This is a genomic window from Methylobacter marinus A45, assembly GCF_000383855.1.
Lineage (GTDB): Bacteria > Pseudomonadota > Gammaproteobacteria > Methylococcales > Methylomonadaceae > Methylobacter > Methylobacter marinus.
In genome coordinates this window covers 3,322,548-3,335,542 of the sequence record NZ_KB912877.1, presented here as the reverse complement: position 1 = coordinate 3,335,542, position 12,995 = coordinate 3,322,548, and the positions used below count along the sequence as shown (strand labels likewise).

Here is a 12,995-nt window from a genome sequence, read left to right as displayed (position 1 = left end):
ACAAGGCGTTGTTCGCAGGTGATTCGCGCAGGCCAATTAACCCGCTTGTCACCCTCATACGGGCATTTTCCGGGAGTTTGCAAAGGCATGCCTGTCACCTCATTTTCAATATCTGCTGCTTCAACGTCAGCAGGCTGTCTTTTTCAGGCAGCACCGCCAACCCCTCTTCAACTTTTGCCAGGCTTTCATCAAACTTTTGCTGATCGAATAGCGTGATCGCCTGTTCTTCCATCCAGTCAGCGATCTTCTCCAGCCCCTGCTGTGCTTCCTGGTTATCGGGATCGATGGACAGCGCCTGACGATAAGTCCATAAGGCATTGCTGCCTGAAGGCGCGGTAACGTAGCCGACTTCAAAATGAATTTGCGCCAGTTCGAGCAGATTTTTAACCTGAAGCTGCTGCTCCGGCGTCAGTTCAACGACTTCAGGCTCCGGGGGCAACTCAACCGCCTCGGTCATCGGGCCTGCTTCGGCCACTATGGGCTCCGGGAGTTGCTCCGCCACCGCCGGCTCCGGGAGCTGTTCCATCACTGCCGGCTCCGTATCCCTACTCTGATAAACATAGACAGACCCTCCCGCAACCGCGACAAACGCCGCAATCCTTGCCGTTCTGATAATATTCGGCCAGGGCGATTTAGGCTCTATTTCCTCAAGGAATTGCGTGATGGAAACGGTTCTATGCTCTCTTTTCAGCTCCAGGGCATGCGCTAAGGCATTAAATTGCCTGCGTTTCAGCCCCGAAATCGCCGGCGGCTGCAGATTGACTTCCAGCGCTTTCTGGGCGGACAGTTTGGCGAAAGGGTGTTTGCCGGCCAGCAATTCGTAGCTGATACAAGCCAACGCGTAAATATCGTCGCGCGGATCGGGCTCGCGGTTTTCAAACATTTCCAGGCTGGCGTAAGCCGGCGTCAATGCACCCAGGTCGCGGGCATTGAAAACCGTCTTGTCGTGACTGTGCCGGTCCGATCTTACCGATGCACAGGCGATACCGAAATCCAGCACCTTGATTTCGCCGCTGTCGGTGATGAAGATGTTGCAGGGTTTGAAATCCGAATGGATGATGTTCTTTTTATGCGCATAACCCAACACCGATGCCAACTTTTCGATAATAGGCCAGGCTTTATCGAACGGAATGCCGCCCTGGGGGGCGATTTCGTGTATGTATTGAGAAAGCGATTGTCCTTCCAGAATCTCCATGACCATAAAAATATTGCTACCGTCACGATCGAAATCGTAAACGTTGACAATATTCGGATGGGCCAGCATCTGCGATTTTTTCGTTTCGCGCTGGAGTGCAACGAACAGTTCGGGATTATCCCTGAATTCCTCGTTCAACACTTTCAACGCGACATCGGTCTGCTGGTCCTGCGCTTCCTGGCGGCGCAGATCGGTCGCCCTGAACACGGTACCCATGCCGCCGCTGCCTAGCACCTCCTTGAGCACGAAGCGATTGTTCAGTATCGAACCCACTTTTAACAGTTTGAATTTTTCTTCCTTGTGAATCTCTCTGTAAGTGGCCGTGGTGACTGCTGCAGCCTCATTATCGGCCGCAGCCGTCTTTTTTACCGGTTGCGTCAGAACCGTCGCATCATCATCCCGCTCAAGCGCATGCTTTGATGCGCCTGACGCGCCGGATGGTCCGCGGCCTGTTCCGGCAGGCGCGATTTGTGTGGCGTCATAAGCTAAATCATCTGCATTCATTGTGCCTGTATCCCTAAACCAAACGAAAAAGTTGTTTACTTTTCAAATAATGCATATCTGCTCAACCCTCCGGTACGAAAAAGAATGGACTGCTTTCGTGTCCGGCGTACTGCAAGGCTGAATAATGCGGACTTTGTTGTTGATCGGCTTGTGACCCGGCTTGCTTGACTATGCCGGAGACGAATCTGAACAGCTCATAGTCCTTGAGCAAACCGTTATTGGCTTCCAATGTTTTAAGAAAGGCATTGGCGAATACTGAATGGCCGCTGTCCGCATCCGGGACCGGTTTGTCCCCCCCTGAAGTGATGATGGTTCTGGCTTTTCGATTATTCATGAATTCCATCCATTTCTCGCGTCTTTTTTCGGACATGCCTTCCGGCAGGCGCACGATTGACCTTTTACTCATGAGATCGGAATAACATGAATCAGCGACGACCAGGATATGCCTGGCCGGAAACGCGCCCAAATACTGGGAAATATGATGACTGGACAGCCAAGTGGCGCTATTGCCCGTTTCCGCATCGGCGGGCAGCCAGTAGGCGCTTTGATCGTTCACATCGATCTTGCCGTGACCGGCGTAATAAATCAGCAGATTATCCTTTTTGGTCAGCGTTTGGCTCAATTCATCAAAAGCCGCCATGATCCGACGCCGGTTGGCGTTAATCAGCAGCGTGGTTTTATAGCCGTAACGCGTCCGCAGCATGTCGTCGACCGCTTTCGCGTCATTTACCGACGTTGCCAGCGCCGGCAGTTGCTCATAGTCATTATTGCCGATGATCAGCGCATAAAACTGGCCGAAATCGACGGACGGGTAGGATTCTGAACGGGTCTTGACAGGCAAGGCTGGTTCATCGGCGGCCATGTCCTGATTTTTAGCCAGCAAATTAAAAGTTCTGAAGTAGCGTTTGCCCTGTTTATCGGTCGTCTCGATCCTGACCGGCGTCAAGGCGCTTGCAAGCGCGATACGGGAAAGGAATGAGCCGTCGTCGCCGACCGGTATCACTTGGTTATTGATGCGCAGCGTTTTCAAATTGCCGACAGCCGCGATCTTGCCGGCAACTTTTTTACTGCGGACGTCAGTCTTTAACTGATAGCCGGGCTCGCCGCTAATCAGCGTCAACGACGGGTCGCTAATATCAATGAGCGGAGCGTTTTCAAGGCTTGCGAGGGTCCGCCGTTCTTGTTCGATCGACTCTTTCAATTCCTTGATCTGCTGCGCCTGGACCAATAGCTCGGCCTTATCCTGTTTGAGTTTGTCAGTTTGCGGCGCCTTGCTTTCAATGCCGCTCATGTCCTTCTTGATGCGGGCAAATGTGTCGTGGTATTCCGACTCCAGCGCTTTCAGCCGTGCTTGCATCTGTTCCAGTTTTTGCCTGGATTGCGCCATCTGTTGCAGATGGCCGGAATCAGACGCGCCATTTCCAATCTTGTGCCGCCGTTGCTTTTTAGGGGTATCGGACACGGTCGCTTCGGTCACCGATGCATACCGCAGGCCCGAATTCGCAAGCCCTGATGCCTGGCGATACCATTTCAATGCAGTGCGAAGGCTTTTCCTTACGCCCAGTCCTTGTTCGTAAAGATGGCCGAGGTTAACCTGAGCCCTGGAATTCCCCTGCTTAGCCGCTTTTAAATACCATTGGGCCGCGAGCGCGGGGTCGGCCGTCCCTCCCAGGCCTTTTTCGTAAATCTCGCCCAGTACCGCCTGAGCCTCGGCATCCCCCGATTGCGCCTGTGCCTCCCACACTTTTAAAGCCGATTCAACATCGGCGCGATCATAAGCCACATATTCGCCGCCATGATTTTCGCATTCGCCTGCTGTGGTTTTGACGGGACGGCGGCTCAAGGCGTCGGTCACCTGTGTGCCGAGTCTGCGGACATATGCCGGCAGTAAACAATCGACCACGAACAGCGTATGGATATCCGGCGGCGGTGGGCCTATCACCTTGGAATGATTGAGATCAATAACGGGGGGGTCGACCTGGCAGCCGATCAGCAAGGTAAAAAACAAGGACAGAAAAAAATACTTCGGCGTTGCAGTCCGTAGAAAACAGGCGGCGGAAGGAGGTGTTTTCCTTGTAAAAATCATTTTTAATGGCTCCCTTAGGTATTGGCGATTGGCTCACCTTAATAATAAATCCTGGCGAGACAGGATTTTTTGTAACTTAAATTTTCAGGACTCACGCAGTTTGCTTGTTCAACCGTCGAAGCAAGCGGATCTAAAACCTGTGGGGGCGACTTTATTTATGCCCTTTAGGGTAGTCGCCCATTGCAGACCCAAGAGGCGACTGCCAACAATAGGCGCTTTAGGCGAAGTCGTCCCCACAGGTTTGCGTAAGTCCTGATTTTGTGTAACTTTGCTGAAAATTTGAAGATTCCCCAAAAATATTCGGCTCTGCACTTTATTTATATTTCCGGCCCGACTGTAGCTGTAGTGTTATAGTTCACGGCGGCAACAGAGAGGCATATAGGTCATTTAACGGCTGTTAACGACCTCCCCAGCCAGAAGGCTGGAAATTCCTGATTGTCATCTGTCAAGTTCCTGTTTCATGGGTGTGCTTTGGCTGGCCATAAAGGCCTTGGTCCGATTCCTCTTTTTTTTAGCTCTCTAACGACTCCTGTAAGTATCGCCAGTCCGTGTTCAGGATGTTTCTTATGGCATGCGCGCCGCAACAAGGCTTAACTCTGCATGCCGTGCAAGTCCGTGAACGCGTGCATAAGATATGTTCACAAACTGAACCGTGCTTGTTTGACGGACAATGCTTGTCGATTCGCATAAAAAATCCGTCCTAAACCGGCCTTGCAAGCCAATGGCCGGGCTTCTCAATTATTAATGGTTTTTTGTCGAGACGGTGGCTCTTGATCGCCAGCCAGGTTGTGAGCTTGTGCGGCCAATCATGGCGACTGGCCCCGGCCTTCAGGTGAATTCCAGCAACATTGGAACCGGACATTAGCGCGTTTATTCGCCCCCTCTGGCGGCGTCGCCAGGCTGCAATGAGCGCAAGCCGGCCTTCGTCCCGCTTTATACAGGGGTGTGGGATTGGGGATTCTCTCTCCATTATATTTTTCTCTCCATTGTTCGGAATGGCCGTATCCTTAACCCTGAATCAATTTCGGGCCATCTTGCGGATAATCGGCAATGGCTTGGAACTGGCTTTGATGAAATAACGCCCGCCCACCGCCGATCGAGACCGGATTATACATGCACTGCGCACTGCCTGACGCCTGCTCCCCCAGGATAGTTTCCCGGCCCGCCGTAAGATAAAAGCCACTGCGGCAGAGACGTTGCACAGTATTATAATGTGCTGATTATTATAGTGCTTCAAAGCGTTTCATTCTAGAGTATGAGCTGTATCTTTTTGACCTTGAGCCGATATCAAGGCTGCGCTATACAGGAACACGATCAGCACTCCCCAGAAAATCATGCCCATGGCCGTCAAGGTAACTGACGCCGGCCACATGCCCGTACGCGGCTCTATCGACGACATCCTCTTGCCCGACTCGTCGAAATATCGAGTACCGCACCCGGCGCAAACCGCCTGACCTCGATCTGCCGGATTCCTTAGCACAAAATGTCCATGAGTTTTTTCTCGCCCCCAACTGGTAAAGGACCAGGCGGCGCTGTTAATTTTTTAAGTATAGCTATGTTTCCCGTCCTTACCAATTGAGTCGATGCCTGAGGTTGTCCCGACGAGTGAATTCAAACCGGCAACTGCGTTACATCATTTACATGGACTAAACACATCTTCGTGGGCAATGCATCTTAAAAATTACTTATAAAATCATTGGGTTTCTGAAAAACTGATCATTTTCACTCACTTTGGCCTGCTTTGCGCCAGGAGCGCTTGACAATGCCTGAGGGCAGTTATAATGTCGTGTCGAATTCTTAAAGCCCGTTAAATCTCTTACTCCTCTCAACGCTACAATCGATAGTATCAAGGAGACGAATATGGCACCGACCTGTTCACCGCAAGCGGCTTTTGTCGATTTCAGCAAGCTATTCATAAGCGTATTTCTAGGCGGTTGGTTCACGCTGGCCCTGGCTCAGGATGATGCCCCGAAGCGCACGCGCGCCGATGCAGTAGCCGAGGCGCAAACGCCGAAGTCGGTGCCTGTCGAGCGGCCCGAGCAGAAGAAAAGCCAGCATGACCGCTCGGACGTTTTCAATGCCACCAAAGCCAGTCCCTCCTCGCCGGTCTTCGAGGACCAACCGAAGCAAGGCAAAGTCTCGGGATTCGATTTTTACAGGGATCCGCTGAACGCCGATGAACCGTTCCAGCAACCTACCGCCATCATGCAGAAGGAGATCGATAATAAGCCTTCCGTGATGTCGGCCCAGCGTCAATTACTGGAGCGACGGTATAACCTCAAGCCAAAATTCGACCCGGCAGCCAAGATGTCCCGGGGCAAGCCCCTGGCAGTAGGCCCTACCGCCAAACTGGCCGACGGCATGAGCTGGGATGAGCTGGCGTCGCTGGCCCCTGAAGAAGTCAAACAGCGCGGGATTTTTCCCTATCCTTCACTGCCGCATCCGTTGCAGTCCAATGGCGGCCAGGTTTTCCCCCAGATGCAGATCAAGATGTTCCCGCGGCTCGAGCGCTTCGATGTGGAGTTTGACCTGCCCGAGGCGTTTCTTCCGGAGTTTCCGCCCGCCATTTTCTTGCACAACCGTCCCGAACTGGGCGATGTATCGCGCGGGGAAGTGGTCTCGATCAATAACTTCTATCGGTTGTTCAAGGATATCCTGACGCCGGTACAGCTCAACGGGCTGCAGTTTCTGCTGACGCCGTTTCCGCAGGAAGAATTCAATCCGACCGACGATCGCAAGAGCGTCCAGCCCAGCCTCGGCGTCACCTGCTTCGATTGCCATGTCAACGGCCATACCACCGGGCAATTCCACCTGAATCCGGACGATCGGCCACAGGAACGGCGCTTCCGGCTGGATACCACAAGCCTCCGGGGAATGTTCAACCAGCAGATCCACGGTTCCAAGCGCAGTCTGCGCTCGGTCGAGGACTTCACCGAATTCGAGTTCCGCACCGCCTACTTCAACGGCGATCCAATCCACGCCATGAAAAAGGGCTTCCCGATCCTCGATCGCATTCATGTCAGCCACATGGCGCAGATGCAGAATATGCTCGATTTTCCTCCAGCGCCCAAGCTCGACCCTTCAACCGGCCGGCTCGATCCCGCCAAAGCGACCGAGAGCGAGTTACGGGGCGAGAAAATCTTCTTCGGCAAGGGCCAGTGCAGCAGCTGCCATATGCCGCCGGCCTATCTGGACCACCAGATGCACGATCTGCATCTTGAGCGTTTTTTGAAGAACGAGCCCGGCGACGGCGCGATCAAGACCTTTACCTTACGCGGCATCAAGGAAAGCCCACCCTATCTGCATGATGGCCGGGCTCTGACGCTGGAAGATACGGTGGAGTTTTTTAATCTCGTGCTGCAGCTTAAACTTGCGCCCCAGGAGAAGCAGGACCTGGTCGCGTTTATGCGCCAACTGTAGCTGGCCGCAAAAGCCCCGTTTATTTACCCGGGCCCGCATCGGGAAGCGTTGAACCGGCCAATTCAGCTGAGAACAGGCAAAGCCGGCTGTCTCAGCTGTAACCGAATTTGAATCTGGCCTTCACTCAGCCCTTTCCAGTGCGGGAGGCGCGGTTTTGAACAGTTCCGCCGCCAGCTCAATTTGAGACGTGAGTTGTGGTATCTCAGGAATTTTCCAGGCTTTTCCTATAACCCGGGCCAATAAATTATTCAACCAGGGACGGTCTGATTGCGCATGATGAATGATAAACCGATACGATTCTCCATCGTGAAAAACAGCAAAATCCTCCAGACAGATATCTATCGTATTTTCTTCGCCGTAGAGCCTTGTTTGGGCGTAGATTTTTCGTGCGTCGACGTCAAACTTAAAGGCGGTTAATTCTGCAATGCCTTTAAGGATTTTATTTGAGACCCAAACGATCAATATGTTGGGCGTCAGCTTTATGGCTATTTTTAATAAACTCGATTTAATGCTCATTTTTTTCGTTAATCGCTAAAAGGTAAGAGGAATCATTGACCGGTCCGTTTTATCGCTGCTGACGTGCAAACATGCCATACGGATTGACACGCCCATGCCTGAAACGGATTTGCAAATGGGCCGTTACATTATCCGTTAATTTAAACCGCGTCTATTGCGACGACCGCCAATCCGGTGAAAGGCGCATAACCATTCTTACAAACTATCGTATATTATCTCTTCCGGCACTGGAACCTGATGTCCTTTTCCATACATGCACTGGATATAGCCGATGTCATAACCTTGTTGGCCTTCCTCTTTGGAATCGGGCTCTTTTTGCGACGCGGTAATCAGTTTATAGGCGTATTGCCTGCATATCACATCGTCAGCCTGGAACTGACTAAAATCTTTAGTGCCGTCGGGCAGCACCAACACACTGGGACCCGCCGGTAGTGTAGAGCACGAGCTGAGTATAAAGACCAGCACTAAGGATTTTAAAATCCGCAACATTTTGGAAACCCTCCGTTAAGGATCGATCGTTTGCATGGGCATTGGCAGCGCCATTATTTCCTAATTCACAGACGAGGTACAGCATATACTTGGAAGATGCGGTTTATTCGGATTAGCCCCGCAACCTGAGGATCACGTGCGTATACAAGAGCCTCAATGTCAGCGACGTCCCCGCCCGCCATAACTTCCGCTACCGCCCCGACTACGGCTGCCTCCAAATTTGCGGCCACCGCCCCAGCTACGACTACCCCCAAACTTGCGGCTGCCGCCCCAGCTACGACTGCCCCCGAACCTGCGGCTGCGTTCCCAATTACGTCGACCATCCCAACCGTAACCTCTGCGATCATATCTGTAAGACCGATAAGGCCTATAGCCAGACCGATAACCAGGCCTGTAGCCACGATAATAAGGACGATATCTGTAATAGCCGTAGGGCCAGTAACCGTAGGTAAAGCCGTAATAAGGCCCGTTGCCATAAAATCCTACCGAATGCCCATAAGGATGAGCGTAGATAGCGCAGCTTTGAATCACCAGGGCAAACCCGATTATGGCCAATGAAGATAGTATTCGCTTTTTCATCATTGCCTCACTCTGCGGGCGAATGGGGTTAAGTCGGGAAGACGGGCATTTGCCCTGCCGATGGTTTAAAAGGCGGAGCGCCATTCTCACTGCCTTGCCCGCGAGATACTGTCGAGGCCAAGCACAAGTTGACGAAAAGAGCATTTGAAACGCGTATGACGTGTCGTTTGAAGCCATGTGAGAACATGATTGACACACCTTTTCCTGAAATAAAGATTTCGACTATGCGATCGAATTGTCGTTCAATGCCCTGGGGAAATCCATTATAAGGATTGGGTTGAAAAGCAACCTCCCGATGTCAACTTTCAGGATGGTCTCATTTCTTGCTCGCCACGGTTATTGAAGCCTCGTGGAAGCGATGCGTCTCCTGTCGTCGGCACATCTTATGCTTAAAACAGAGAGATTATTTTACGAGCGGATCCTGAAGCGTCCGGCTTCATCAACATCGTGAAGCGGCTTGAGCTGCCCGGTCCTGTTCATTTCACACGCACCAGCTCTCGCCAATCGGTCGTATAGCGGCCGGAGAGCCGTTCCACTTTTGACTGCCAGGATTTATCAAAGCCGGCGGCCGCCACCGCAATGCCTTTCGGAAACCGGCGGTTGATCCGGTCCATCATGTCCATGAGCGCACGGCTATCGGCCTTTCCGCGGGGCGTGAAATCGAACAGATCCCGCTGCCCCGGTACAGAGGCCGGCTGGATATGGCTTAACTGTACACCACACTTGTGATAGCGATAACCGGTCCTGAATATCACCTTTAACAACCGGTGCGCCTCACTGACGATCATACGCGTGTCCTGCGTGGCCGAAGGCAGCATCATCCCTGCCGAGCGCTGATATTGCGGCTCGTCGGGATTGAATGGATTAGTGCGGATGAACACGCTGATGTGGCCGGCCACTGAGTGCTGGCTGCGAAGCTTTTCGGCGGCCCGGCTGCAAAACTCGGCCAAGGCTTCGGATAATTCCCGATATTCCGTCAGTCGGCGGCTGAAGCTGCGCGAACAGATGATCTGCTGCCTGTCCGGCGTTATTTCCTCCAACGCCAAACATGGGATGCCGTTCAACTCCAGCACGATTCTGGCCACGACAATATTGAACCGCGCCTGTATGCGCTCAGCCTGCTGACAGGCCAGATCCCGGACGGTGACAATGCCCATTTGGTTTAAGCGGCCGGCAGTGCGCGAACCAATACCCCAGACCTCACTAACGGGCACGATGCGCATGAGTTTCTCCCGCCGCGCCGGATCCGACAGATCCAGCACACCGCCGGTCCGCGACCAGCGTTTCGCGGCAAAATTAGCCAATTTTGCCAATGTTTTCGTCGGCCCCATGCCGACACAGACCGGAATGCCGGTGGAGCGCTGCACAGTGGTGCGCAGGCGTTGGCCGTAAACGACAGGATCTTCCTGACACGCGCCGGTCAAATCCAGAAAAGCCTCATCGATCGAATACACCTCAATGCTCGGGACAAATTCCTCCAGCAGCGACATCACCCGGGACGACATATCCGCATACAGGGCGTAATTGGACGAAAACAGCTGGATGTTGTGCTTATTGATTAGAGACTGGATCTGGTACACCGGCGTGCCCGTTTTGATCCCCAAATCTTTCACTTCCTGGCTGCGGGAGACGATACAGCCATCGTTGTTGCTGAGCACGGCCACCGGCCTGTTCCACAAATCCGGCCGGAACAGGCGTTCGCACGAGACATAGAAATTGTTGCAATCGACCAGGGCCAGCAGAGGTGTCATCACAAGGGATGAATCACGGCCGTAACCACGCCCCAGATCACCAGTTCCAGGCCTTCGTTGACGGGGATATCGGCATACAATGGATTTTCGGCCGCCAGCAGCCATTGCCCGGCCCGTTGTTCAAGACGCTTGACGGTCAGAGCCCCGTTCAAGGCGCAGATAACCACCTTGCCGGCTACCGGCTCCAGGGAGCGGTCCACGACCAGGATGTCGTTCGGATGAATGCCGGCGCCCAGCATCGATTCGCCTTCGGCCCTGACAAAAAAGGTAGCAGCCGGCTTTTTGACCAGCAGCTCGTTCAGATCCAGTGTCTTCTCGATGTAATCATCGGCCGGCGAGGGAAAGCCCGCCGCCACCTTGCCGCCCGGCATTGGCAGCGGCAACCGTTGCCCGCGGACAGGACGCCAGAGATCAGTTGCATGTATTCCAATAAGTGATTGATCCATAATGCGCTCGAAAAAAGATGGTTATTCTTGTTCTCTTTTTGTTCTCTTTCTCTGGCATTCTAGGCATTTTTTGCTGAACTGACAAAAATAAATCACAGGCGCGGCACTGACCAAAATGGGGACATGATCCTTGCTCACTACGCTTTATAATCCGTATCTCAACCACCTTTGCGGGTCTGGCGCTACAACTCTCCCAGGATCCCCCTGTGTCAGGATAGCGCCGTAGGTCGGGTTAGCGCAGCGTAACCCGACACTTTCCTGCCCCGATGCGCCCACTTGGCTCCGATCTGTCGGGTTACGCCAAGGGCTAACCCGACCTACGATTACGGTTTCGTTGTGCTGGTGCTGTTTATTCATGACCTACACCTTCAAGATCAATGCCGTCTCGCCCCCAATCGGGCGGATATATGCCTGCTTCAACATAACGGCGAAAACTGGAATACGGCCAATCGATTGGCGATGACGCCAATCGATGTTTGACCGGATTGTAATGGATGTAATCGACATGGCGCTGAAAATCGGTTTCGTCACGTATCACATGCTCCCAATAACGGTGTTGCCAAACCGCCTGTTCGCCTCGCGATTGGCGAGAGGCGTTGCGGTATTGCCGCAACGCCGGATCGCAATGTTTGGTAAACCCGGTTTTGATCAATCTCCAACGGGTAGCGTAATCGCTGTCGCCGGACGGCAATGTCCATAGGCAATGTAAATGATCCGGCATTACTACCATCGCGTCGATCTCGAACGGGCGGGATTTGCGTACATTGCGAAATGCGTCGCGCAGGACTTCGACCATTGCTGCATTGTTAAACACCGGCCTGCGTTTTTCCGTGACTACGGTAAAGAAATAACTCCCTCCTGGGATGAATACGCGTCGGTATTGCATGATTATTGTCCGGTTACACTATCGCTAAAATTATTCATTGCAAATCAGCTCCGTAGGTCGGGTTAGCGCAGCGTAACCCGACACTTTCGTGCCCCGATGCGTCTACTTGGCTCCGACCTGTCGGGTTACGCCAAAGGCTAACCCGACCTACGGTTTTTTGGGCTTAAAACTCATACTCCTGCCGGATCAGCTGATCGAGTTCCGCACCTTTGGCCATCTGCTCGCCCAGCTTACCGCCGTGCGCTTCGATGATTTTTTCCGACTGCACAAGCATGCCTCCCAATCACAGCCCCTTCAAGGTATTCTTGCGCATCCTGAGATAAAATTCCTCCATAACCTCGATAAATGAATTTTGTTTTTGCCAAAACGCCGGAAAATCGCCCCCTTTTTTGATTAGCATGGCGGGAATAGTGGCCGGTTGGCTGGGCTCTATGCTTTTGGGCAAAGGGTGCTGCCCCTGCCAAAAGCCTTTCAGGCTGATTTCATGGGGGAGCGCTATGGAGGCGGGTCGGGTGTAAAAACTGTCCACCGGGATTAATTCAGCAGTCGCGCCGCTTTTAGCATCGCTTAAAACCTTTCCTAGCGGTGACAGCGCCAATTCCCGCAGCAACTTTTCAGGCGCCAGGCCGCGCATTTCGAATAACAGAAACGGATCCTGGTCAAATTGTCCGGCCAAACGATAGCAAACGCCGGCAATGTGTTTGCACGGCACTTCATAGTCCGGGCAATTGCAGGAGACTTTAAAATCCCTGTAGTCATTCGGCAGAAAATGTAAGCCGGCATCTTCAAAGACCGTTTCAATGTTTTCCGGGATTTCATTGAGCAGCAATCTGGCGATAAAGCTGGCCCGTTGCGCGAGTTTTTCAATGATTTTTTGCCATTGCTCCTCGGATAGCCGGGTCATCTGCACGCTGACTTTATAAGTCGGCTCTTTATAAGTGCCAAAATAAGGATTGATGTTCCCGCGCAGTTTGGCCTCGACTTTGCCCTCTTTGAATTCCCATTGCTTGATACGGTTGTCGCGGGAATAGGAACGCCCTCGCGACAGGCGGCCGCTGTCGGTAAAGTCTTCCAGGGCGGCTATAAATCGCCGGCCCCACCAGGTTTTCGCATATTTGCTCAT

9 protein-coding genes are annotated in these 12,995 nt (G+C 52.8%); 1 reads left to right on the top strand and 8 read right to left on the bottom strand.

What is annotated here, in order from left to right; all coding sequences use genetic code 11:
- Positions 1-94 precede the first annotated feature (94 nt).
- Together METMA_RS0115930 and METMA_RS0115925 are read right to left on the bottom strand one after the other, a co-directional pair.
- Positions 95-1,699: a serine/threonine-protein kinase gene (locus tag METMA_RS0115930; RefSeq protein WP_020160103.1), complete on the bottom strand. Its 1,605-nt coding sequence runs from the start codon at positions 1,697-1,699 to the stop codon at positions 95-97.
- Between the two features lie 61 nt (positions 1,700-1,760).
- On the bottom strand, positions 1,761-3,785 hold the full coding sequence (locus tag METMA_RS0115925; protein WP_084254144.1) for a caspase family protein: 2,025 nt from the start codon (positions 3,783-3,785) through the stop codon (positions 1,761-1,763).
- Between the two features lie 1,860 nt (positions 3,786-5,645).
- On the opposite strand from METMA_RS0115925, the gene METMA_RS0115905 reads away from it, so the two are divergent.
- On the top strand, positions 5,646-7,205 hold the full coding sequence (locus METMA_RS0115905) for a hypothetical protein (protein ID WP_020160098.1): 1,560 nt from the start codon (positions 5,646-5,648) through the stop codon (positions 7,203-7,205).
- 120 nt (positions 7,206-7,325) lie between these two features.
- Here METMA_RS0115905 and METMA_RS0115900 read toward each other — a convergent pair whose 3' ends face one another.
- From METMA_RS0115900 to METMA_RS0115865, 6 genes are all read right to left on the bottom strand, one after another.
- Entirely contained in the window at positions 7,326-7,721 is a 396-nt protein-coding gene (locus METMA_RS0115900; protein WP_020160097.1) for a hypothetical protein, read from the bottom strand.
- Positions 7,722-7,916: 195 nt separating this feature from the next.
- Positions 7,917-8,210: a hypothetical protein gene (locus METMA_RS25850; protein WP_152565172.1), complete on the bottom strand. Its 294-nt coding sequence runs from the start codon at positions 8,208-8,210 to the stop codon at positions 7,917-7,919.
- A 1,055-nt stretch (positions 8,211-9,265) separates the two neighbouring features.
- Positions 9,266-10,540 carry a Y-family DNA polymerase gene (locus tag METMA_RS0115885; RefSeq protein ID WP_020160094.1) on the bottom strand — a complete coding sequence of 425 codons (1,275 nt, stop codon included), beginning with the start codon at positions 10,538-10,540 and terminating at the stop codon, positions 9,266-9,268.
- Positions 10,540-10,986, bottom strand: coding sequence for a LexA family protein (locus tag METMA_RS0115880; protein WP_198014524.1), 447 nt, complete (start codon positions 10,984-10,986; stop codon positions 10,540-10,542). Before METMA_RS0115880 ends, METMA_RS0115885 begins: the two co-directional genes overlap by 1 nt.
- A gap of 349 nt (positions 10,987-11,335) precedes the next feature.
- Entirely contained in the window at positions 11,336-11,872 is a 537-nt protein-coding gene (locus tag METMA_RS0115875) for an REP-associated tyrosine transposase (RefSeq protein WP_027147154.1), read from the bottom strand.
- A gap of 283 nt (positions 11,873-12,155) precedes the next feature.
- Entirely contained in the window at positions 12,156-12,995 is an 840-nt protein-coding gene (locus METMA_RS0115865) for an SWIM zinc finger family protein (protein WP_020160091.1), read from the bottom strand.